Below are 22,427 nucleotides of genomic sequence, written 5' to 3'. Positions count from 1 at the left end.
AACGCCCGGTTACATTCCGAACCCGGAAGCTAAGCCTCACAGCGCCGATGGTACTGCAGGGGGGACCCTGTGGGAGAGTAGGACGCCGCCGAACTTTACTTATAGCCGTGGCTCCTGGACTTTATTGTCCAGGGGCCACGGCTTTTTGTGTTTCTGGACCCTTTCCGCCCCTTGGCTACCCCTCTGCACCGCCGGCTGACAACTGAGGGTAAGGTCAGGAGGCATCATCGGCTCGTTTCCCACAGGAGGCCCCCGGGTGGAGGTCCAGGAGACTCGCGTCCAGACGGACCGGGTCCTCACCATCCCGAACATCCTCAGCATGGCGCGTCTCCTTGGCGTACCCCTCTTCCTGTGGTTGATCCTCAGGCCCGAGTTCGGCGGGCCCAAGAGTGATCACTGGGCGCTGTTGGTGCTGATGCTGAGCGGCATCAGCGACTATCTCGACGGCAAGCTGGCCCGCCGTTGGAACCAGATCAGCAACCTGGGCAGGTTGCTCGACCCCGCCGCCGACCGGCTCTATATCTTGTCGACATTGGTCGGGCTGACGTGGCGGGAGATTCTCCCGCTCTGGCTGACCGCGGTGCTGCTCCTGCGCGAGCTGGTTCTGCTGGTGATGGTCGGGATCCTCAGACGCCACGGCTATCCGCCGCCGCAGGTGAACTTCCTCGGCAAGGCGGCCACCTTCAACTTGATGTACGCCTTTCCGCTGCTGCTCCTCAGTGACGGAAGTGGCTGGATCAACACTCTCGCCGCTATTTTCGGATGGGCGTTCGCAGGATGGGGTACAACTCTGTACTGGTGGGCAGGGATCCTCTACGTGGTTCAGGTTCGCCGACTTGTCCGTGCGGACGTCACGGCCGATTGAGCTTGCCGATTCGGCAGCTGTAGAGGCTTGCAGCCCCGTAAGTCACAGATACGGGCCTAATTTGGCGGGCCAAGTCGGCTAGGACGTCGCCTATTGAGGAGGACGCTTCCGACATGAAGGCCGTCGTAATGGCCGGAGGCGAAGGCACGCGCCTTCGCCCTATGACCTCGAGCATGCCCAAGCCGCTCCTGCCCGTGGCCAATAGGCCCATCATGGAGCATGTACTGAGGCTGCTCAAGAGGCATGGGCTCACCGAGACCGTAGTGACAGTCCAGTTCCTGGCTTCTCTGGTCAGGAATTACTTCGGCGATGGTGAAGAGCTCGGGATGGAGCTCACCTATGCCAATGAGGAGAAGCCACTCGGCACTGCCGGGAGTGTGAAGAACGCCGAGGAAGCACTGAAGGACGATGCGTTCCTCGTGATCTCCGGTGACGCGCTCACCGATTTCGACCTCACCGAGCTGATCAACTTCCACAAGGAAAAGGGCGCGCTTGTCACCGTCTGCCTGACGCGCGTTCCCAATCCGCTGGAATTCGGCATCACCATCGTGGACGAAGAAGGAAAGGTCGAACGCTTCCTCGAGAAGCCGACCTGGGGGCAGGTCTTCTCCGACACGGTGAACACGGGCATCTATGTCATGGAGCCCGAGGTCTTCGACTACGTCGACGCCGATGTGTCGGTGGACTGGTCCGGAGATGTCTTCCCTCAGCTCATGAAGGAAGGGAAGCCCGTATACGGGTACATCGCCGAGGGCTACTGGGAGGACGTCGGCACCCACGAGAGCTACGTCAAGGCCCAGGCCGACGTGCTTGAGCGCAAGGTCGACGTGGAGCTCGACGGCTTCGAGATCTCGCCCGGTGTGTGGGTCGCCGAAGGCGCCGAGGTGCATCCCGACGCCACGCTGCGCGGGCCGCTCTACATCGGCGACTACGCCAAGGTGGAGGCGGACGCCGAGATTCGTGAGCACACGGTCGTGGGCTCGAACGTGGTGGTCAAGACCGGGGCGTTTCTGCACAAGGCCGTCGTGCACGACAACGTATACATCGGTCAGCACAGCAACCTGCGGGGCTGTGTCATCGGCAGAAACACCGACATCATGCGGGCCTCCCGTATCGAAGACGGTGCCGTCATCGGCGATGAGTGCCTCGTCGGTGAGGAATCGATTATCCAGGGCAATGTGCGGGTCTACCCGTTCAAGACGATCGAGGCCGGCGCTTTCGTCAACACGTCCGTCATCTGGGAATCGCGGGGCCAGGCCCATCTCTTCGGTGCGCGCGGGGTCTCCGGGATCCTGAACGTGGAGATCACGCCCGAGCTCGCGGTACGGCTCGCGGGGGCGTATGCCACGACCCTCAAGAAGGGCTCGACCGTCACCACGGCGCGTGACCACTCGCGAGGCGCCCGGGCCCTGAAGCGAGCGGTGATCTCGGCCCTGCAGGCCAGCGCCATCGACGTACGGGATCTGGAGAACGTGCCGTTGCCCGTCGCGCGGCAGCAGACGGCCAGGGGCAGTGCCGGCGGGATCATGATCCGGACGACGGCGGGGGCGCCCGACTCCGTCGACATCATGTTCTTCGACGCCCGCGGGGCCGACCTGTCGCAGGGGAGTCAGCGGAAACTGGACCGGGTTTACGCGCGTCAGGAGTACCGGCGGGCGTTCCCCGGGGAGATCGGGGATCTGCACTTCCCGTCCAGCGTCTTCGACTCCTACACCGGTTCGCTGCTGCGCAATGTCGACACGACGGGTGTGGCCGAGTCCGATCTGAAGGTGGTCGTCGATGCCTCCAACGGCAGTGCGGGCCTTGTGCTTCCCAGCCTTCTCGGCCGCCTCGGCGTCGACGCGCTGACCATCAACCCCGGTCTCGACGAGTCGCGCCCGACCGAGACCTATGAGGCACGCAGGTCGGGCCTCGTACGGCTCGGGGAGATCGTGGCGTCGTCGCGTGCCGACTTCGGTGTGCGGTTCGACCCCGTGGGCGAGCGGCTTTCGCTCGTCGACGAGAAGGGGCGGATCATCGAGGACGACCGCGCGCTTCTCGTCATGCTCGACCTGGTCGCCGCGGAACGCCGCAGCGGGCGGGTGGCGCTGCCGGTGACGACGACGCGCATCGCTGAGCAGGTGGCCGCGTACCACGGGACGCAGGTCGACTGGACGACCACGTCGCCCGACGATCTGACGCGGGTGGGGCGCGATGAGGCGACCATCTTCGGCGGTGACGGCCGGGGCGGGTTCATCATCCCCGAGTTCAGCAGTGTGTTCGACGGTACGGCCGCCTTCGTGCGGCTCATCGGCCTCGTGGCGCGTACGCAGCTCACGCTGAGCCAGATCGACGCGCGTATCCCGCGTGCGCACGTGCTGCGGCGTGACCTTGCGACGCCCTGGGCGGTCAAGGGGCTCGTCATGCGGACCGTCGTGGAGGCGGCGGGGGACCGGTCGGTGGACACGACCGACGGCGTACGGGTCGTGGAGGCCGACGGACGCTGGGTGCTCGTGCTGCCCGACCCCGCGGAGGCCGTCACCCATCTGTGGGCCGAGGGACCCGACGACGCGTCCGCTCAGGCGCTGCTCGACGAGTGGTCGGCCGTGGTGGACAGCGCCGGTCGCTGACCGGCCGTACGGGCCGGACAGCACCCGTGAGAGGTGCTGTCCGGCACGCCGGTGGGGCCATTCGGAGGTAGGGCCCGCGACGTGCGACGATGTGCGGCATGCCGCAGCAGCCCCCCATTCGGAGCACCCCCTCACGCCCCCGGCGTCCGGACGCCTCCATGTCGCTGCTGACCACGGTCATGGACCACAGCCTCGACGAGGGCTACGCCGAGGCGGCGGCCCGCAAGAAGGCGCAGGGTGACGGCGGAATGCCGCGTCCGCTGCGGGCGAAGCTCGGCCTCGCGCTCGGACTGGTGCTCGCTGCCCTCGTGGTGACCGTGGGTGCCGCGCAGGCGCGGATAGCTGCTCCGGTGGTCGCCAAGGAGCGCTCCGAGCTCATCGACCGGATCGAGGCGGCGTCCTCGGACGCCGACGAGCTCGAAGGGGACGTCGAGACGCTCCGCGACGACGTGGGCGAACGGCAGCGCGAGGCACTGAAGAAACACGGCGGCAGCCAGGGCGAGTTGGTGTCCCTGCTCTCCGGCGCCACCAAGGTCAACGGGCGCGGCGTGAAGCTCGTGGTGGACGACGCCAAGGAAGCCGACCAAGGCGGAGGCGGGCCGCGGGAGAGCGCGGGGTTCTCCGACACCGGGCGGGTGCGGGACCGTGACATGCAGCGGGTCGTCAACGGCTTGTGGCAGTCCGGCGCCGAGGCGATCGCCATCAATGACCAGCGGCTGACGGCGCTGTCGGCGATCAGGGCCGCGGGTGACGCCATACTGGTCGACAACAAGCCGCTCGTGCCGCCGTATACGGTGCTTGCCGTGGGTGACGGGCAGCGCTTGAGCACGCGTTTCCAGAACAGTCGCGACGGTCAGTATCTGCACGCTCTGCAGGAGAACTTCGGCGTCCGGACCAGCATTTCCGTCCATGATGACGTCCGACTGCCGGCAGCGCCGAGTGTGACCGTACGTACAGCAGAGCCGAAGGCAGGAAAGGGCACATCGTGATCGCCGTACTGGGCCTCGTCGTGGGAGTCGTGGCCGGATTGTTGGTCCGGCCCGAGGTTCCGGCCGTGGTCGAGCCGTACCTACCGATCGCCGTGGTGGCGGCGCTGGACGCCGTCTTCGGAGGCCTGCGCGCGATGCTCGACGGGATCTTCGACGACAAGGTCTTCGTGGTGTCGTTCCTCTCGAACGTGGTCGTGGCCGCCCTGATCGTGTTCCTCGGCGACAAGTTGGGCGTCGGCGCCCAGCTCTCCACCGGTGTCGTGGTGGTCCTCGGCATCCGGATCTTCTCGAACGCCGCCGCCATCCGCCGACACATCTTCAGGGCGTGACGCGGATGGGTACGCAAGAGACGCCCGGCGGCGACAACCGGAGCAGGGAGCTTCCCGCGGAGGTGCACGGGCCCCCGCCCGTGGAGCCCACGGAGCCTGTGCAGCCTGCGGAGCCGGAAGGTGACGAGCAGCGGGACCAGGAGGGGCAGGCCTCCCAGAGCGGCCGTCAGCGGCTGGCCAAGGGCCTGTGGCCGCCCCGCGTCACGCGGCCCCAACTCATCGTCGCCCTGCTGCTGTTCGTGCTGGGACTCGGCCTGGCCATCCAGGTGCGCTCCAACAACGACAGCAGTGCGCTGCGCGGCGCACGCCAGGAAGATCTCGTACGCATCCTCGATGAACTGGATGACCGTACACAGCGTCTGGAAGGTGAGAAGCAGCGTCTCGAGGATCAGCGCACCGGGCTTGAGAACAGCTCGGACCAGGCCGAGGAGGCCCGCAAGCAGACTGTCGAGAAGGAACGACAACTCGGCATCCTTGCGGGCACCGTGGCGGCGCAGGGTCCTGGAATCACGCTGACCATCGATGACAAGAAGGGATCGGTCGAGGCGGACATGCTGCTCGATGCCATTCAGGAGCTGCGCGCCGCGGGTGCCGAGGCCATCCAGGTCAATGATGTACGCGTAGTGGCCAACACCTATCTGTCGGATACGGACAGTGGTGGTGTACGGGTGGACGGCCGCAAGGTCGGCAAGCCCTACCGGTTCAAGGTGATCGGCAAGCCGCAGGACCTCGAACCGGCGCTGAACATCCCAGGTGGCGTGGTGCAGACTCTGGAGAAGGAGCAAGCCACCGTCACCGTGACGCGAGCGGAGAAGATCGTGGTGGACGCCTTGCGAGCCGCGAAGCGGCCTGACTACGCTCGGTCGTCGTCCCAGTGAGGCGGGGGTGCATGGGGGCCGCCGGTCGAGGGCATGAGGTTGCGGGGGGTCGGCGCATCGTAAGCGTGGTGCGTGGTGGAAACTGTTTGGCGGATGCGGACGTTGTGAGGATGTCTGTACTGCCGATGTACGGCGGTGTGTGCAATCAGGGTTCGTCCTGCCCCACGGGCGGGTCTGTTTCGGTCAAGGGGAATCGCCCGTGAAGTTGTTTGCGAAGTTGTTCGGCAAGAGTGCACGTGAGGACAGCGGCAACCCCGCCACTGCCCGGCACCGTGCCACGCGCCATGGAGATGCCGAGGAGCAGGGCGGCGAGCGCCCGATGTTCCGCGACCAGGTCGGTGGGCCAGGCGGTGACATTTCGGGCGCTCAGGGCGCGTCGTCTGTTGACCCTGCCGGTCCGGGCCGCATAGGTTTCGGAGAACCGTCAACCTCAAGTACGGGTGGAGGGTTTACCCCCGATCCGTACGCATCGAATGCCCCCGCGGGGCAGCCGCGGCAGGAGGATCCGTCCATGGCTCTGGTGTGTACGAGGTGCGGGAACCGCAACGCCGAGGCGAGCCGGTTCTGCTCCAACTGCGGCGCGCCGCTGCGGGCCGGGGCCACGCCGGAGCGTCCGTCCGAGACGACCTCCACGATCTCCATCTCGGGCCTGGAGGCCTACGACGCGGAGGTGACGGGGCAGACCGCCTCGCCCGCCCTCTCGCCGGAGGCCCAAGCCGCCGTTGACGCACTGCCGCTCGGCTCCGCGCTCCTCGTGGTGCGCCGGGGTCCGAACTCGGGCAGCCGCTTCCTCCTGGACGGCGAGCTGACCACGGCGGGGCGTCACCCGCAGAGCGACATCTTCCTGGACGACGTGACCGTCTCGCGTCGCCACGTGGAGTTCCGCCGTCTCGGCGACGGTTCCTTCACCGTCGCCGACGTGGGCAGCCTCAACGGCACGTACGTCAATCGTGAGCGCATCGACTCGGTCGCGCTGTCGAACGGCGACGAGGTGCAGATCGGCAAGTACCGCCTGGTCTTCTACGCGAGCCAGCGGGGCGTCGGTATCTGACCCTCCTCCGGACTCCGTCCGGGGGGACCCTCAGGAAGGGCCATGCCACAAACACCGAGGGGCGGTGCCGGAAACGGCACCGCCGCCGAGGACCATCGGATGATGAGCATCGGCGCCGTGCTGAACGCGCTGCGTGACGAGTTCCCCGAGGTCACGATCTCCAAGATCCGTTTCCTGGAGTCGGAAGGGCTCATCGAGCCGGAGCGCACGCCGTCCGGCTACCGCAAGTTCAGCCCCGATGACGTCGAGCGGCTCGGTCACGTCCTGAGGATGCAGCGCGACCACTATCTGCCCCTCAAGGTCATCCGGGAGCACCTGGACGCCCTGGAGCGCGGAGAGCGGGTCTCGCTGCCCTCTCTGGGGCAACCGCGCGAGCCGGGTGACGCCTGGGGCGTGAGTGACGCCGAGGAGCCCACTGCCGCCCGTGTGGGCCGTGCCGAGCTGCTCGCCGCCGCGGAGATCGAGGCGGAGCAGCTCGCGGACTGGGAGACGTACGGGCTCATCGTGCCCCTGCCCGACGGCGGTTATGACGCGGAAGCCGTGACGGTGGCCGCGCTCGTCGTCGAACTCGGGCGGTTCGGTATCGAACCCAGACATCTGCGCACCATGAAGTCGGCGGCCGATCGTGAGGCCGGCCTCGTCGACCAGGTGGTCGCGCCGCTGCGCCGGCACCGTAACCCGCAGACCAGAGCCCATGCGGAAGCCCGTACGAAGGAACTCGCCGGGCTGACCGGAAAGCTGCATTCTGCACTGGTGCAGACGGCACTCGGGGTGCGGTTGCCCTGACTCAGGAGGTGCCCGACTACCCAAACCGGCCGGGCACGTCCTAGGGTTGCTGTGTGAACGAGCTCGACGTCGTAGGTGTCCGGGTGGAAATGCCCTCCAACCAACCGATCGTGCTCCTGCGTGAAGTGGGAGGCGATCGTTACCTCCCCATCTGGATCGGACCAGGTGAGGCGACCGCGATCGCCTTCGCACAGCAGGGGATGGCGCCCGCACGGCCGCTGACCCACGACCTGTTCAAGGACGTGCTGGAGGCGGTGGGTCAGGAGCTTTCCGAGGTGCGCATCACGGACCTCCGGGAAGGTGTCTTCTACGCGGAGCTGGTCTTCGCCAGCGGAGTCGAGGTGAGCGCCCGGCCGTCCGACGCCATAGCGCTCGCCCTGCGCACCGGAACGCCGATCTACGGCAGTGACGGTGTCCTCGACGACGCGGGCATCGCCATTCCGGACGAGCAGGAGGACGAGGTGGAGAAGTTCCGCGAGTTCCTCGACCAGATCTCGCCCGAAGACTTCGGCACCAACAGCCAGTAGTCCGTCGATTCCGCAGGGTTCCGGCGGACCATTCGGCTAGCCTTTCCCGGCGGTGCGGTACGGCAAACCACTCTTAGGGTGATTATCACTCGGCGTGCCGAGTGTGGCGATCGTTGACGAGCCCCTGGCAACTGCCTACCGTCGAGAAGGCAGGTCAAGGACGGAGGTCGGCGTGAGAAGCAGCGGCGACGGTACGGCGATGGGTGGGCCGTATCCGCTTCACAGCAGCACGGCCGGACACTCTCCGCAGAGGCCGATTGCGGTTCAGGCAAGCGTTCAGGGGAGCGGGGACGCCACGTCCGGACAGGCCGAACAGGAACAGATCGGTTACCGGGGGCCGACCGCGTGTGCGGCCGCCGGCATCACCTATCGACAGCTCGACTACTGGGCCCGTACGGGCCTCGTCGAGCCCAGCGTGCGCTCCGCGGGCGGATCGGGGACCCAGCGGCTCTACAACTTCCGGGACGTCGTCGTCCTGAAGATCGTGAAGCGGTTCCTCGACACCGGCGTGTCCCTGCAGAACATCAGGACCACGGTGCAGCATCTGCGCGACGGCGGTTTCACGGACCTGGAGCGGCTGACGCTCATGAGCGACGGCGCGACGGTCTACGAGTGCACGTCGCCCGACGAGGTCCACGATCTGCTCCAGGGCGGCCAGGGCGTCTTCGGTATCGCCGTGGGCGTGGTGTGGCGGGACGTCGAAGCGGCGCTCTCGCAGCTCCACGGCGAGCGGATCGACACCGGGGAGACCCTGCTGCGGCAGAACCCCGCCGATGAGCTCGCGAGGCGGCGCAACAGGGCCGTGTGAGGCGGCCGTGACGGCCCCGGCGGGTGCGGAGTTCGGGGTGGCGTCCCGGGGGCGTTGTCAGTGGCGTAGGGCAGCATCAGAGGTGTGAGAACCGCGCCCACGATCCTGCATCTCGACATGGATGCCTTCTACGCGTCTGCAGAGCAGGCCGCGAAGCCGAGTCTGCGCGGGAAAGCCGTGGTCGTGGGCGGCCTCGGACCGCGGGGCGTGGTGGCCACCGCCTCGTACGAAGCGCGCAAGTTCGGGGTGCACTCGGCGATGCCCATGGGGCAGGCGCGGCGCCTGGCGCCCAACGCCGCCTATCTCGTGCCGCGCTTCGGGCTCTACCGCGAGATCAGCGACCAGGTGATGACGCTGCTGCGGGAGCTGTCGCCGCTGGTGGAGCCGCTGAGCCTGGACGAGGCCTTCGTCGACCTGGAGGCGGGCGGCGTGGCCGACGACCAGGCGTCGGCGCTGGCCGTGGGCGAGCGGTTGCGGGCGGACATCAAGGCGGTGACCGGGCTCGCGGGGTCCGTCGGGCTCGCCGCGTCCAAGATGCTGGCGAAGATCGCCTCGGAGGAGGCCAAGCCGGACGGGCTGCGCCTCATAGTGCCGGGGACCGAGCGGGACCTGCTCGGGCCGATGCCGGTGCGGACGCTGCCCGGTGTCGGGCCCGCCACCGGCGACCATCTGCGGCGGGGCGGGATCACGACGGTGGGGGAGATCGCCGAGGCCGGCGAGGACGAGCTCGTACGGCTCTTGGGGAAGTCGCACGGCAGCGCGCTGTACGCGATGGCGCTCGCGCGGGACGAGCGGCCCGTGGTGGCGGAGCGGGAGTCGAAGTCGGTCAGCGTCGAGGACACGTACGACGTGGACATCCATGACCGGGTGCGGGTCAGGGGCGAGGTGGCGCGGCTCGCCGACCGGTGTGTGGAGCGGCTGCGGGCCGCGGGGCACTCGGGGCGGACCATCGTGCTGAAGGTGCGGCGGTTCGACTTCTCGACCCTGACGCGCTCCGAGACGCTGCGCGGGCCGACGGACGACCCCGGGGTGGTGCGGGAGGCCGCCGCGCGGCTTCTGGAGGCCGTGGACACCACCGGGGGCGTGCGGCTCCTGGGGGTGGGGGTCACGGGGCTCGCCGACTACACGCAGGAGGATCTTTTCGCGCAGGCCCAGGCGCAGGCCGAGGCGGAGGCGCGGGCCGAGGCGCGGGCTCTGGCCGGAGGCCCTGAGCCGGGGCACGGCGTGGACGCGGGAGGAGCGGCAGGGGCGGGGGAAGCGGCGGAGGGGGTCACGAAGGCCGCGGAGGGGGGCGCGGAGGCCGCGCAGGAGGCTTCCGTCGAGGAGGTGCCGCTCGGTGCGCGGCGGTGGGCCGCCGGGCACGACGTGCGGCATGCCCGGTACGGGCACGGGTGGGTGCAGGGCAGCGGCCTGGGGCGGGTGACGGTTCGCTTCGAGACGCCGGAGTCGTCGGTGCCGGGGCGGGTGCGGACGTTCCGGACCGATGATCCGGCGCTTGAGCTTGCGGAGCCGTTGCCGCTGGTGGCTCCGCCGGGGGACGGGGCTGAGCCGTGCTCCCGGGTGTAGCGGTGCCCGGTGGGGCGGGCCCGGCGCGGGCGGTCAGGTGCTCTCCTGGCCTGCGATTTTGCCGAAGTCCTGGTCCGGTGGGGGCGGTGACTGCGGGGGTGTGACGTCCAGACCGTAGTGGTGGTAGAGCTGGAGTTCCTGCTCGGGGGAGAGGTGGCGGCCCACGCCGAAGTCGGGGGCGTCCTTGATCAGGGACCGTTCGAAGGGGATGCGCAGGGTGCCGTCGCTCCTGAGCTCGCTGGGCTCCAGGGGCACGAACGCGTCCCGGCTGAACAGTCCCGTGCGTATGGCCGCCCACTCCGGGGCGCCGGTGGCGTCGTCGAGATAGACCTCGTCGATCGTGCCGATCTTGGCCCCGTTCAGGTCGAACGCCTTCCGGCCGATCAGGTTGCGCGGATCGATATCGGTCTGCACGGTCCCTCCAACTGGTCGAGGCTTGTCGAAGTGGGGCGTAACTCATCCTTGTTCGTTCGTAATCACTACGAAAGAGCACTTCGGGGCAGGCGGCCACTCGAGGGATGGGCCACGGTCCTCGCTGGTAGGCTGGCGGATGGCTGCTGACCCCGTGCGGGAGAGCTCTCCGGTCACCACACCGGGGGCGCCGAAGGAGCAACTCCTCCCCGGAATCTCTCAGGCCCCTGTACCGCACGGACGAGGTCACTCTGGAAAGCAGGGCGGGCGTCGGGCGGGCACGTTCGGAACCCTTCCTCACCGACGGTGAAAGCCGGTACGGCGCCTCTCGCGGGGCACGGCCCGGTGAAACTCTCAGGTTGAGATGACAGAGGGGGAGGCCGTCCGGGTACCCGTGCCGTGGTGCCCCTCGCAGGTCGCGTCAGACCAGGAGGCCTCCGCAATGACCGCCACCCCTCGCATCCCGCTTTCAGAGCTCGAGCAGGGCATTCCCTTCGAGCAGCGGCACATCGGCCCCGATGTGGAAGCACGGGCCAAGATGCTCGCGCAGGTCGGATACGGCTCGCTCGACGAGCTGACCGCCGCCGCAGTGCCGGATGTGATCAAGAACGCCGAGGCGCTGAAGCTGCCCGGAGCGCGTACCGAGGCCGAGGTCCTGGCCGAGCTGCGCTCCCTCGCGGACCGTAACCAGGTTCTCGATTCCATGATCGGGCTTGGCTACTACGGGACCTTCACGCCGCCCGTGATCCTGCGGAACGTCATGGAAAACCCGGCGTGGTACACCGCTTACACGCCCTACCAGCCCGAGATCTCCCAGGGCCGCCTCGAGGCGCTGCTCAACTTCCAGACCGTCGTCGCCGAGCTGACCGGGCTTCCCACCTCCGGTGCCTCGCTGCTCGACGAGGGGACGGCCGCCGCCGAGGCCATGGCCCTCTCGCGGCGCATGGGCAAGGTCAAGGACGGTGTCTTCCTCGTCGACGCCGACACGCTGCCGCAGACCGTCGCCGTGATCCAGACCCGCGCCGAGCCGACGGGCGTCGAGGTCGTAATCGCCGATCTGAGCGAGGGCATCCCCGCCGAGGTCGCCGAGCGCGGTGTCGTCGGCGTCCTGATCCAGTACCCCGGCGCCTCCGGTGCCGTGCGGGACATCAAGCCCCTCATCGAGCAGGCGCACGAGCTCGGTGCCATAGTCTCCGTCGCCGCCGACCTGCTCGCCCTGACGCTGCTCACCTCGCCCGGTGAGCTCGGGGCCGACATCGCGGTGGGCACCACGCAGCGCTTCGGCGTGCCGATGGGCTTCGGCGGCCCGCACGCCGGCTACATGGCGGTGCGCGAGAAGTTCGCCCGCAGCCTGCCCGGGCGGCTCGTCGGTGTCTCCGTCGACGCCGACGGCAACAAGGCCTACCGGCTCGCCCTGCAGACCCGTGAGCAGCACATCCGCCGCGAGAAGGCCACCAGCAACATCTGTACCGCTCAGGTGCTGCTCGCCGTGATGGCCGGAATGTACGCGGTCTACCACGGGCCCGACGGCCTCAAGGCCATCGCGCGGCGCACGCACCGCTACGCGACCGTGCTCGCCGCGGGCCTCACCGCGGGCGGGGTCGAGGTCGTGCACGGCGCCTACTTCGACACCCTGACCGTGCGGGTGCCGGGCCGGGCCGAGCAGCTCGTCTCCGCGGCCCGCGAGGGCGGCGTCAACATCCACCAGGTCGACGCCGACCACGTATCCCTGGCCTGCGACGAGACCACCACACGCCACCAGCTGACCGCGATCTGGACGGCGTTCGGCGTCGAGGCCGACGTCGAGGCGCTCGACGCGGAGACCGAGGACACGCTCCCGGCCGGGCTGCTGCGCGAGGACGACTACCTCACGCACCCCGTCTTCCACCAGTACCGCTCCGAGACGGCCATGCTGCGCTACCTGCGCAAGCTGTCCGACCGGGACTACGCGCTCGACCGCGGCATGATCCCGCTGGGCTCCTGCACCATGAAGCTCAACGCGACCACCGAGATGGAGCCGGTCACCTGGCCCGAGTTCGGACAGCTGCACCCCTTCGCGCCCGCCCAGCAGGCGCAGGGCTATCTGACGCTCATCCGTGAGCTGGAGGAGCGCCTCGCGGAGGTCACCGGGTACGACAAGGTCTCGCTGCAGCCCAACGCCGGTTCGCAGGGCGAGCTCGCCGGACTGCTCGCCGTGCGCGGCTACCACCGCGCCAACGGCGACGAGCAGCGCACCGTCTGCCTCATCCCGTCCTCGGCGCACGGCACGAACGCCGCGAGCGCCGTGATGGCCGGCATGAAGGTCGTCGTCGTGAAGACCAGCGACGACGGAGAGATCGACGTCGACGACCTGCGCGCCAAGATCGAGAAGCACCGCGACGAGCTGTCCGTGCTGATGATCACCTACCCGTCGACGCACGGTGTGTTCGAGGAGCACGTCGCCGACATCTGCGCCTTTGTGCACGAGGCGGGCGGCCAGGTCTACGTCGACGGCGCCAACCTCAACGCCCTGGTGGGCCTCGCCCAGCCCGGCAAGTTCGGCGGCGACGTCTCGCACCTGAACCTGCACAAGACCTTCTGCATCCCGCACGGCGGCGGCGGTCCCGGCGTCGGTCCGGTCGGTGTGCGCGAGCACCTCGCGCCGTACCTGCCCAACCACCCGCTGCAGCCCGCCGCGGGACCCGAGACGGGCGTCGGGCCGATCTCCGCCGCTCCGTGGGGCTCGGCCGGCATCCTGCCGATCTCCTGGGCGTACGTGCGCCTCATGGGCGGCGAGGGCCTCAAGCGCGCCACGCAGGTCGCCGTGCTCTCCGCCAACTACATCGCCAAGCGCCTCGAGCCGCACTACCCGGTGCTCTACACCGGTCCCGGCGGGCTCGTCGCGCACGAGTGCATCATCGATCTGCGCCCGCTGAGCAAGGCGACCGGTGTCAGCGTCGACGACATCGCCAAGCGCCTCATCGACTACGGCTTCCACGCGCCGACCATGTCGTTCCCGGTGGCCGGGACGCTGATGATCGAGCCGACCGAGAGCGAGGACCTGGTCGAGATCGACCGGTTCTGCGAGGCGATGATCAGCATCCGCGCGGAGATCGAGAAGGTCGGCGGCGAGTGGACCGCCGATGACAACCCGCTGCGGAACGCCCCGCACACCGCGGCCGCGCTCGGCGGTGAGTGGGAGCACGCGTACAGCCGCGAGGAGGCCGTGTTCCCGGCCGGTGTCGTGGCCGCGGACAAGTACTGGCCGCCGGTGCGCCGCATCGATCAGGCGTACGGCGACCGGAATCTGGTCTGCTCCTGCCCGCCGCTGGATGCGTACGAGGACTGATACCGCGTCCACGACATGAGTGGGGGCCGGTCCGGAGGTTGCCTCTCCGGGTCGGCCCCTTTGTCGTCCGTGCTGTTGTCCGTGCCGTGTCGCTGTGTCGTCAAGCGGCGGTCATGATCGCGTCCGTGCCCAGCGGTCGGTGCGGGGCGATGATCTGTCCGTCCGGCAGCAGCTCACCGGTGTCCTCGAAGAGGAGGACGCCGTTGCACAGCAGGCTCCAGCCCTGCTCCGGGTGGCTCGCCATGAGGAGCGCGGCTTCCCGGTCTGCGGAGTCTGCTGTCGGGCACGGTGGTTGATGCTGGCACATGGAAGGGTTCTTTCGCTGCGGTGTGATGGCTGTGACGTCTGCCTTGCGGCTCGATGAGGTGTTCATGGCCGCCCCCCGTTCAGTCGGTCCGGTCCCAGTGTTGCCCTACGGGCGTCAATCCGCAGGGATTTAGCGGCAGCGCTCCTTACTGCTTAATGACGTATCACCCGCCCGGACGGTTCAGCCCAACTGCACTGTCTTTCCGGGTGGTTCGGGGTGGTCATACCGGGCTAGTCCGTATGGGTGCCGGGTGGGTGTACCAGGGGTGCAGGACGCGCCGAGCCCCGCGGCCGGGATCGGCGGCGGGGCACGGAGACGTACGGCGGGGTCAGGCGGGTGAGCCGAGCAGCGGTGCCGGGGTCATGCGGTGGGTGAGCACCTTGAGAAGGTCCGCGGCGCGGTGCGGGCGGTGCGCCGCGATGCCGGGAGGCGCGGGCGCCAGCGGCACGAGGATGTCGGAGGGCGCGAGGTCTCCGTCCGCGCCGTCCGCGGTGCAGTCGCCGTGCAGCCATAGCGTCAGCATGTAGAGCTCGGGTATGGACAACAGTCGTGGTTGATAGGGCATCTGCATCGCCTCGGCATGGCGCAGGGCGCGTTCGGTGGCCGCGATGTAGGGGCCTTCGAAGAAGTGGGAGAAGGTCCATCCGTCGGGTGTCAGCATCGTGTCGGCCGCGGCGACGGCACGCTCGCCGCAGCGGATCAGAAAACGCCACCCCGCGAGCCGGGTGGGCGAGGTACCCGACGGGGTGATCCGGTCCAGGACATGTACGGGCAAGGGGAGTTCGGGGCTTGCGGGACCCTGTGCGGCGCGCAGGGAGGGAGTTCGGGCTTCGCGTACGGCGGTGGGTGAACCGAGTGCCGCGAGGACGCTGCGCAGGGCGGGCGCGGGAGCCGGGGGGACTTGCAGCGGCATGATGGGTCGCCTCTCTCATTCGACAGGCACGGTGGAACGAGGACAGGTGCGGACGTCGCTGTCTGCTCCGGGGACAGAGGGGGGCGGGCAGGGGACCGCGAGCGCCAACTCTCTGCCTCGTTCGCGGAGTTTATACGACACGTGTTCAGACAGTGTTTCGGCTAACCGCACCCGATATTGCCCGCAAGGCGATATCCGGTCGCAATTTTGCGGGCTTTAACCCGATTCCGGATGAGCCCGGGCGTTTGACCTCGGCTCCCCGCCCGGGAGCGGACGGCCGATTCTCATCGGCGTTTTTCACCAGGGTTCGGAGCGGAGATTCCCGCCGGGAACCGCATGCCTGGTGAATGTGCCGCCCGGGCATGGCCACGAGCCTACTGGGCCGGGGGCATGTGCGGGGCGTTATCGATCACATTGCAGGGCATCATTGGTCGAGACACAGCGGCCGTGATCATTGGCTGCCCATCAGAGCCCAGTAGAGGAGGGACGCTTCGATGGGGGAGAAGGTCGTAGCAGGATCGTTTGACCTGGCCGAGCGGAACCGGTACCGGAGCAAGCTCAGGGAGTGTCTCGCGGGGCTGCGGAGGCTGTTGGACGAGGAGCGGTTCGACAGGCCCAAGAACCTGATGGGTGTGGAGATCGAGCTGAATCTCGCGGGACCCGACGGCATGCCGAGAATGCTGAATGCTGAAGTTCTCGAACGCATCGCGAGTCGCGATTTCCAGACAGAACTCGGAATGTTCAATCTTGAAGTCAATATCGCCCCGCACCGATTGGGCGGGCGCGTTCTCGACCGTCTCGCCGAGGAGCTGCGCACCGGCCTCGCCTATGCCCACCGGAAAGCGAACGAGGTGAACGCCGGCATCGTGATGATCGGAATTCTGCCGACCCTCGCGCACCATGACCTCGTCTCGGGAAATCTCTCCGACGTCGACCGTTACGCCCTGCTCAACGATCAGATCGTGGCGGCCCGCGGCGAGGAGTTCGTCCTCGACATCCAGGGGGTGGAGCGGCTGACCTGCACCTCCGCGTCGATCGCCCCCGAAGCGGCCTGTACGTCCGTGCAGTTGCACCTCCAGGTCACGCCGGACCGCTTCCCCGACGTGTGGAACGCGGCGCAGGCCGTCGCGGCGGCGCAGGTCGCCGTCGGCGCCAACGCGCCGTTCCTGTTCGGGCGCGAGCTGTGGCGCGAGTCGCGGCCTCCGCTGTTCCTGCAGTCCACCGACACCCGTCCGCCCGAGCTCCAGGCGCAGGGGGTGCGCCCGCGGACCTGGTTCGGGGAGCGCTGGATCAACGACGCGTACGAGCTCTTCGAGGAGAACCTGCGGTACTTTCCCGCGCTGCTGCCCCTCATGGACGAAGAGAACCCCCTTGAGGTGCTCGACGACGGCCGTGTGCCGCAGCTCGGCGAACTCGTCCTGCACAACGGCACCGTGTACCGCTGGAACCGGCCCGTGTACGGCATCGCGGGCGGCGTCCCGCACCTGCGCGTGGAGAACCGCGTCCTGCCCGCGGGCCCCACCGTCACCGACGTCATCGCCAACGCCGCCTTCTACTACGGCGTCGTACGCGCCCTCGCCGAGGAGCCGCGGCCCGTGTGGTCCCGGCTGCCCTTCGAGGCCGCGGCCCGCAACTTCGACACCGCGTGCCGCGACGGCATCGAGGCCCGTCTCCAGTGGCCGCGGCGCGGCCGCCACGGAGGCATCGCCGAGGTGTCCGCGGTCGCTCTCGTACGCGAGGAGCTGTTGCCGCTGGCCGCGGCGGGGCTCGACGCGTGGGGCGTCGAGGCCGCCGACCGGGACTTCTATCTCGGCGTCATCGAGGAGCGGTGCCGGCGGCGGGTGAACGGGGCGTCCTGGCAGGCGGCGACGTACCACCAGGCTCTGGAGACCGGGCTCGAACGCGAGGCCGCGCTCGCCGCGACCACCCGGCGCTACGCCGAGCTGATGCATGCGGGGGACCCCGTGCACACCTGGCCGGTGGGGCTGCCCGAGCCCGCCGTCCTCAGCTGAGGCGCCATGCACCGGGCATGAACGGAGGGGAGGCGGGCTCAGCCGTGGCTGCCCGCCTCCATGATGGCCTTGAGGATCACCGCGTGGATCTGCGCCGGGTCGTCGACCTGGTGACCCGATCCGCCGGTGGCCTCCGCGATCTGCACCACCTCTTCCTTGTCCGTGTTCGGGCCGACCGCGATCGCGATGAGCGGCACAGGGCGCTTGGGGTCGGAGAGGTTCTCCAGCTGCTTGATGAGGTTGCTGCGCGAGACGGAGCCGGGGTCCTGGTTCACGCCGTCGGTGAGCACCACGACGGCGTTGAACTTGCCGCTCGCGTAGCCGGACGTGGCTTCCTTGTAGGCGGCGAGCGTGGTGTCGTACAGGCCGGTCGCTCCGCCCGGGATGGGCGCCAGATCGCTGAAGGCCTCCGAGACCTCGTCCCGCTGGGTGCCGTCGCCCTTGCGGTCGCCGAGCCGCTGGGTCGGCACGAGTTTGCGGTAGTCGCGCTCGCCGTCCAGGAGGGTGGCGAACTCCCAGAGGCCGATCTCGTCCTCGTCGGTGAACCCCGCGAGCGCCTGGAGCAGCGAGGACTTGGTAACCTCCATGCGGGAGCGGTTCTGGCCGGGCACGAACTCGCCCATGGAGTCGGAGACGTCGACGACCGTGCTGAGCCTTGCGCTCTGGACGGTGATCGTCCACATGCCGAGCGTCTCCTGGAGCTCCTTCTCGGTGGGCGGTTCGCCCGCCTCGGCCGCGTACGGCTGGGGGGTGCGGCCGCCGGCCGCCGTGACGAGCTTGGCCGAGGGGTCCTCGGCGCCGGTCCTGAAGCCGTGCTCCTCCAGGAGCGCGCGGCCCTCGTCGTCGCCGAACAGCGTCATGAACCGCAGGGCGGCCCGGCTCTGGTCCGTGGACAGTTCGTCATCCTGGACCAGCGTGTACGGGTAGTCCAGACGCGGTGAGCCGTCCTCGGGGTAGAACATGTCGAGGCTGTTCTCCTCGCCCGCCGACGCGTTGTGCGTGAACGCGGCCTGCTCGGAGATGATCAGCGCCTGGTTGCGGCGCGGATTGCCCTGCTCGGCGCCGGACGCGTCCCGGGCCAGGGTGTCCACGAGCTGGGTGTCGCTGTCGGAGGTGCGCGAGGACAGCGCCTTGGCCATCCCCGCGGCCTGTGTGTCGCCGCCCTTGCCGCCCGATTTCCCGGCCGAGGCGCTCAGCTTGGCGAGCGCGAGCAGTCCGGTGGCGCTGCGCGCGGGGTCGGCGGCGCCCAGCCGCAGCTTGTCGTCCTTCATCGCCGCGCCGGTCAACTCCGGCCAGCTGTACGTCTTCTCGGGCCAGCCCAGGGATTCGGCGGCAGAAGGCACCATGGCCATGCCAACGGGCGAGGAGGCTATGTTCCCCGCGGGCGTCACCCTGCCCTGCTTGCCGCCGAGGCCGACGCGTTGCAGCCACAGTTCGCTGTCCGGTACCCACACCTCGTACTGCGGATCGCCTTTGCCCGTGCGCAGTTCGTCGGCGACCTTGTACGAATCACGGGCGGCGACCCGTACGTCGATGCACGAACCGTCCGACGTGACCTCTTTCTCGCGGGCGTCGTCGGCGGCCGCTTGCAGGGCGGGAGCGATGTCCGGGGCGGCCACGACGTCCAGCTCCACCGCGTCGTCGCGGCACGAAGCACCGAAGCTCAGCAGATCGCCGCGGACGGCGACCGCCGTGCCCGCCGCGACCGTCAGGACGAGCGCCGTCGCGATGGCGACGGTGCGGCCGCGGTTGCGCGGCCGTGGGTCGGGTGCGACCGCCCCGTCCTCATCGGGCAAGCTGTGACGTCCCATGGCGGTGGTGCCCCTCCTTGAGTGATGAAGCAAGGAAAGAGGGGGTGGCATGACCGCAGTCGGCGTCCGTCCCCCTCGGCCTGTCGCGCACGATCTTCGTAACTTCTTTCGAGACCCTAGCGGGACGGGGATGGGGATGAGGCGGGATTACTCAACTGGAGGCGGAGTGCAAGCGGAGTCCGGGCCGTTGGCCGGTTCTTTTCGGGGTGAGGGGCCATCGCGACGGATCCTGCGGGACGAGACGCTGCTCGTCCTGGCCCTGTCACTGGGCGCGAGCGGTGTGTCCGCCCTGATCAGCTTTGTCGGATCGGTCACCAAACCGGGCGGTCTGAAGGATCAGGCGGCGACCATGAACGCGTCCGCCGCTCCGGGGCGGCCATGGCTTGATCTCGCATGGCAATTGTTCGGAATCACGACCGCGCTGGTGCCGGTGGCGCTTGTCGCGCACTTCTTGATCAGGGAGGGCGCCGGGCTGCGCACGATCGGCTTCGACCGGAGCCGGCCGTGGCCGGATCTGGGGCGGGGGGCGGCGATCGCCGCGGTGATCGGCAGTACCGGGATCGCGTTCTATCTGGCGGCGCGCGGGCTCGGGTTCAACCTGACGGTGGTGCCGGAGGATCTGCCGGACGTGTGGTGGAAGTACCCGGTGCTCGTGCTGTCCGCGGTGCAGAACGCGGTGCTCGAGGAAGTGATCGTCGTCGGCTATCTGCTGCGCAGGTTCGGGCAGTTGGGGTGGACGCCGATGGCCGCCCTGGTCGGCAGCTCGGTGCTGCGCGGCTCCTACCACCTCTACCAGGGCATCGGCGGGTTCATCGGGAACATGGCGATGGGCGTGGTCTTCGTGCTCCTGTACCGGAGATGGGGGAGGGTCGGGCCGCTGGTGGTGGCGCACTCGCTCCTCGACATCGGGGCGTTCGTCGGGTACGCGCTGCTCGCGGGGAAGGTGGGGTGGCTGCCCACGCCTTAGGCGGCGGGCACGGCGGGCGGTGCCGTGGGGACGTACGACGATCGGCTCGTACGTCCCCACAGTGCTGTCAGGCGTACAGGTCGCCCTCGATGACGGTGACCGCGCGGCCGGTCAGGAGGGTGCGGTCGCCGCGCAGCTCCGTGCGGACCAGGCCGCTGCGGGCCGAGGCCTGCAGGCCGGTGAGTTCCGTGCGGCCCAGGCGCTGGGACCAGAAGGGGGCCAGGGCGGTGTGGGCGCTGCCGGTTACCGGGTCCTCGTCGATGCCGACGCGCGGGAAGAAGCCCCGGGACACGAAGTCGTAGTCGCCGGAGGGGTCTTCGGCGCGTGCGGTGGCGATGACCCCGCGCCTGGAGTGGCGGGCGAGGGCCTTGTGGTCCGGGGTGAGCGCGCGCACCGTCTTTTCGTCCGCGAGCTCGACGAGCAGGTCGCCGAGGTTCGCCCCCGTGTCGTACACCGCGATCGGCTCGGCGCCCAGGGCTTCGGCCGCGCCGTCGGGCACCTCGGCCGGGGTGAGCGGGGCGGTCGGGAAGTCCATGGTGATGGCGCCGTCGGAGTGCGCGGTCGTGGTCAGTACGCCGCTTCGGGTGGCGAACCGTACGGAGCCTTCGGCGGTGCCGGTGGCCTGGAGGACGTGGGCGGTGGCGAGCGTGGCGTGGCCGCAGAGGTCGACCTCGGTGGCGGGCGTGAACCACCGCAGGGCCCAGTCGGCTTCGCCGCCCGCGGGGAGGCGGTGGGCGAAGGCGGTCTCGGCGTGGTTGACCTCCGTGGCGACGTTCTGGAGCCACGCGTCGTCGGGGAAGGCGTCGAGGAGGAGGACGCCCGCGGGGTTGCCCGCGAAGGGGCGGTCGGTGAAGGCGTCGACGATCCGGATGCGATGAGAAGTCGGCATGACGCTGACGCTAGTGGGCCAATACGGGGGGAACACAAGGCCAATCGCCGGTGGGTGGACTGATCTGGGGTGCGGGGGTTGGCGGGTGGCCCGTACGGCTGCTGGCCGGGTGGGGGTCGGGCCGTGGGCAGGTCGGGGGAGGCTCTGTCCCTGTCCTGTCTCAGCGAAGTTAGTCGCTGCCGTCGCATTGACCTGGGCGGACTGGATTGGATGAGACGCCCGGACTGGGTTCGATGAGACGAACGGGCTCGTTTCGGACCGATTCAGGCTCAGCAGCGGTAGTAGGGGTAGAACGGGCTCCACCGTGTCTGGGGTCCGTCCTCTCCTTGCTCTGGCGTGATGGTTTCGCGGGGGAAGAACGCGTCGTAGATGCTCTGACTGCGATGGAATGCAACGAACTTGTGTAGAGAGAAGTGCTCTTCAACCCAGCGAATCAGGGGATCGTTCTGCTCCTTTGGCGCGTAGCCGATCAGGATGCCGCGGATCGTGATCTGCTCGACGAGCCAGAGGATGTGGCCGGTTGAACGAGTGTGGCGTTCCCATTCCCGGCCTGCGAGCAGGCCGGTTAGGGCCACGACCTGAGGGTGAAAGACGAGAGCGAGGGCCAGGTCGTCGGAGGGTTTTTTGCCCGTGCCGTCGGTGAGGAGGGTGCGTGCGGTCTTCAGCAGGTCGAAGGGGTCGGCGGAGTCTTGTAGCCAGTTGAAGTAGATCTTGCGGGCGGGCGGATAGGCGTTGTGGACCCAGCGTCGTCCGTGGCGGGCGATCAGGTTTCGGTGGTGCCTGTGGGCGTGCAGCGTGTCGGGGAGGGCACTGATGTCGATTTGCTCGTCGGCTCTGGCGATGCCGTCGCCGATCCAAAGCCGGTGACGGAGACAGATGTTGTGGTCGTGGGTGGCCCAGCAGGTCACGGGCGTGGGGATGCCGGCGGCGTGAGTGCAACGTCGGCAAGCAGGACGTTGGACGGCGGTGTGCAGGGTCGTGCGTGGGCGGCCCCGGGTGCCGGGTTCCTCGGGGGCATTGGGGTCTAGCAATTCAGGCAGGGCCAGTTCCAATGCCTCGGGGCGGGCTCCCGCTGCGGCTGCGAGGGGTTCAAGGAGCGTTTTGACCGGGGTCTTCTTGGTGCGGCGGATCTGCAGGAGGGGCAGTAGTTGGTTGGCCGGAAGGTGGTTGGCCGCGGCGAGCCGGTGGATGAAGGAGTCCAGGGTCTCGTTGTGGAAAAGCGGGACGGTCCGCGGGAGCGGCTGTCGCGGCGTCATCAGTCGTCGCGTTCCTGCAGGTGACCATGCTCTGGGAAGGGTCTCAGGCGTTCACGCTGGGCCGCAGCGCGGCAGATACGTGAACACCACGTCGGCTGGCGGCTACTTCCGCGCGGACTCGTCTT

General features: G+C 68.8%; 19 protein-coding genes, 1 rRNA gene and 1 riboswitch. Of the genes, 14 read left to right on the top strand and 6 right to left on the bottom strand.

Annotated elements, in window-relative coordinates:
• The 11 genes from rrf to ABZ906_RS38690 all read left to right on the top strand — a co-directional run.
• A 5S ribosomal RNA gene (gene rrf / locus ABZ906_RS38740) occupies positions 1-94 on the top strand; the annotation flags it as partial.
• 162 nt (positions 95-256) lie between these two features.
• Positions 257-865 (top strand): CDP-alcohol phosphatidyltransferase family protein, encoded by a 609-nt coding sequence (locus ABZ906_RS38735; RefSeq protein ID WP_361195334.1) that lies wholly within the window; start codon positions 257-259, stop codon positions 863-865.
• 113 nt (positions 866-978) lie between these two features.
• Entirely contained in the window at positions 979-3,474 is a 2,496-nt protein-coding gene (locus ABZ906_RS38730; protein WP_361195335.1) for a mannose-1-phosphate guanyltransferase, read from the top strand.
• An 89-nt stretch (positions 3,475-3,563) separates the two neighbouring features.
• A complete protein-coding gene (locus tag ABZ906_RS38725; protein ID WP_361195337.1) occupies positions 3,564-4,463 on the top strand; it encodes a DUF881 domain-containing protein in 900 nt (299 codons plus the stop codon).
• Positions 4,460-4,792, top strand: coding sequence for a small basic family protein (locus ABZ906_RS38720; RefSeq protein ID WP_030794354.1), 333 nt, complete (start codon positions 4,460-4,462; stop codon positions 4,790-4,792). Before ABZ906_RS38725 ends, ABZ906_RS38720 begins: the two co-directional genes overlap by 4 nt.
• Complete coding sequence (locus ABZ906_RS38715) at positions 4,789-5,670, top strand: DUF881 domain-containing protein (protein WP_361390736.1); 882 nt, start codon at positions 4,789-4,791, stop codon at positions 5,668-5,670. Before ABZ906_RS38720 ends, ABZ906_RS38715 begins: the two co-directional genes overlap by 4 nt.
• An 82-nt stretch (positions 5,671-5,752) precedes the next feature.
• The gene (locus ABZ906_RS38710) at positions 5,753-6,721 is read left to right on the top strand and encodes an FHA domain-containing protein (protein WP_361195652.1); all 969 of its coding nucleotides are present in this window, start codon (positions 5,753-5,755) and stop codon (positions 6,719-6,721) included.
• Positions 6,722-6,763: 42 nt separating this feature from the next.
• The gene (locus ABZ906_RS38705; RefSeq protein ID WP_361195341.1) at positions 6,764-7,507 is read left to right on the top strand and encodes a MerR family transcriptional regulator; all 744 of its coding nucleotides are present in this window, start codon (positions 6,764-6,766) and stop codon (positions 7,505-7,507) included.
• 53 nt (positions 7,508-7,560) lie between these two features.
• A complete protein-coding gene (locus ABZ906_RS38700) occupies positions 7,561-8,034 on the top strand; it encodes a bifunctional nuclease family protein (RefSeq protein ID WP_030794342.1) in 474 nt (157 codons plus the stop codon).
• A 172-nt stretch (positions 8,035-8,206) separates the two neighbouring features.
• Entirely contained in the window at positions 8,207-8,842 is a 636-nt protein-coding gene (locus ABZ906_RS38695; protein ID WP_361195343.1) for a MerR family transcriptional regulator, read from the top strand.
• Between the two features lie 84 nt (positions 8,843-8,926).
• Entirely contained in the window at positions 8,927-10,408 is a 1,482-nt protein-coding gene (locus tag ABZ906_RS38690) for a DNA polymerase IV (RefSeq protein ID WP_361390734.1), read from the top strand.
• Positions 10,409-10,441: 33 nt separating this feature from the next.
• Here ABZ906_RS38690 and ABZ906_RS38685 read toward each other — a convergent pair whose 3' ends face one another.
• Positions 10,442-10,822 carry a PRC-barrel domain-containing protein gene (locus ABZ906_RS38685; protein WP_361195347.1) on the bottom strand — a complete coding sequence of 127 codons (381 nt, stop codon included), beginning with the start codon at positions 10,820-10,822 and terminating at the stop codon, positions 10,442-10,444.
• A 144-nt stretch (positions 10,823-10,966) separates the two neighbouring features.
• A riboswitch (glycine riboswitch) is annotated at positions 10,967-11,064 on the top strand.
• Between the two features lie 197 nt (positions 11,065-11,261).
• On the opposite strand from ABZ906_RS38685, the gene gcvP reads away from it, so the two are divergent.
• Positions 11,262-14,147: an aminomethyl-transferring glycine dehydrogenase gene (gene gcvP / locus ABZ906_RS38680; RefSeq protein ID WP_361390732.1), complete on the top strand. Its 2,886-nt coding sequence runs from the start codon at positions 11,262-11,264 to the stop codon at positions 14,145-14,147.
• Positions 14,148-14,247: 100 nt separating this feature from the next.
• Here gcvP and ABZ906_RS38675 read toward each other — a convergent pair whose 3' ends face one another.
• On the bottom strand, positions 14,248-14,454 hold the full coding sequence (locus ABZ906_RS38675) for a DUF5999 family protein (RefSeq protein ID WP_361195351.1): 207 nt from the start codon (positions 14,452-14,454) through the stop codon (positions 14,248-14,250).
• Positions 14,455-14,782: 328 nt separating this feature from the next.
• Positions 14,783-15,367, bottom strand: coding sequence for a hypothetical protein (locus ABZ906_RS38670; RefSeq protein WP_361195353.1), 585 nt, complete (start codon positions 15,365-15,367; stop codon positions 14,783-14,785).
• A 494-nt stretch (positions 15,368-15,861) separates the two neighbouring features.
• Here ABZ906_RS38670 and ABZ906_RS38665 point away from each other — a divergent pair, with 494 nt between their 5' ends.
• Entirely contained in the window at positions 15,862-17,379 is a 1,518-nt protein-coding gene (locus ABZ906_RS38665; RefSeq protein WP_361390730.1) for a glutamate--cysteine ligase, read from the top strand.
• Positions 17,380-17,417: 38 nt separating this feature from the next.
• On the opposite strand, the gene ABZ906_RS38660 is transcribed toward ABZ906_RS38665, so the two are convergent.
• Positions 17,418-19,190, bottom strand: coding sequence for a substrate-binding and VWA domain-containing protein (locus ABZ906_RS38660; RefSeq protein WP_361390728.1), 1,773 nt, complete (start codon positions 19,188-19,190; stop codon positions 17,418-17,420).
• A gap of 166 nt (positions 19,191-19,356) precedes the next feature.
• Here ABZ906_RS38660 and ABZ906_RS38655 point away from each other — a divergent pair, with 166 nt between their 5' ends.
• On the top strand, positions 19,357-20,157 hold the full coding sequence (locus ABZ906_RS38655) for a type II CAAX endopeptidase family protein (RefSeq protein WP_344529486.1): 801 nt from the start codon (positions 19,357-19,359) through the stop codon (positions 20,155-20,157).
• A 67-nt stretch (positions 20,158-20,224) separates the two neighbouring features.
• On the opposite strand, the gene ABZ906_RS38650 is transcribed toward ABZ906_RS38655, so the two are convergent.
• Both ABZ906_RS38650 and ABZ906_RS38645 read right to left on the bottom strand, forming a co-directional pair.
• A complete protein-coding gene (locus ABZ906_RS38650; RefSeq protein WP_361390726.1) occupies positions 20,225-21,046 on the bottom strand; it encodes a PhzF family phenazine biosynthesis protein in 822 nt (273 codons plus the stop codon).
• Positions 21,047-21,315: 269 nt separating this feature from the next.
• Positions 21,316-22,302, bottom strand: a complete 987-nt coding sequence (locus ABZ906_RS38645) for a TniQ family protein (protein ID WP_361390724.1) — start codon at positions 22,300-22,302, stop codon at positions 21,316-21,318.
• Positions 22,303-22,427: the final 125 nt, after the last annotated feature.

It is taken from the genome of Streptomyces sp. NPDC046925, assembly GCF_040644915.1.
Taxonomy (GTDB): Bacteria; Actinomycetota; Actinomycetes; order Streptomycetales; family Streptomycetaceae; genus Streptomyces.
Note: the sequence above shows the minus strand (reverse complement) of the source record. Positions and strands in the feature narration are given on the sequence as shown.

Bases quoted from the DNA above. Each gene is read 5' to 3' on its own strand.
- ABZ906_RS38670 (WP_361195353.1), bottom strand. From the start codon at position 15,367: ATGCCGCTGCAAGTCCCCCCGGCTCCCGCGCCCGCCCTGCGCAGCGTC.
- ABZ906_RS38650 (WP_361390726.1), bottom strand. From the start codon at position 21,046: ATGCCGACTTCTCATCGCATCCGGATCGTCGACGCCTTCACCGACCGC.
- ABZ906_RS38645 (WP_361390724.1), bottom strand. From the start codon at position 22,302: ATGACGCCGCGACAGCCGCTCCCGCGGACCGTCCCGCTTTTCCACAAC.
- ABZ906_RS38660 (WP_361390728.1), bottom strand. From the start codon at position 19,190: ATGGGACGTCACAGCTTGCCCGATGAGGACGGGGCGGTCGCACCCGAC.
- gcvP (WP_361390732.1), top strand. From the start codon at position 11,262: ATGACCGCCACCCCTCGCATCCCGCTTTCAGAGCTCGAGCAGGGCATT.
- ABZ906_RS38665 (WP_361390730.1), top strand. From the start codon at position 15,862: ATGGGGGAGAAGGTCGTAGCAGGATCGTTTGACCTGGCCGAGCGGAAC.
- ABZ906_RS38725 (WP_361195337.1), top strand. From the start codon at position 3,564: ATGTGCGGCATGCCGCAGCAGCCCCCCATTCGGAGCACCCCCTCACGC.
- ABZ906_RS38730 (WP_361195335.1), top strand. From the start codon at position 979: ATGAAGGCCGTCGTAATGGCCGGAGGCGAAGGCACGCGCCTTCGCCCT.
- ABZ906_RS38675 (WP_361195351.1), bottom strand. From the start codon at position 14,454: ATGTGCCAGCATCAACCACCGTGCCCGACAGCAGACTCCGCAGACCGG.
- ABZ906_RS38705 (WP_361195341.1), top strand. From the start codon at position 6,764: ATGCCACAAACACCGAGGGGCGGTGCCGGAAACGGCACCGCCGCCGAG.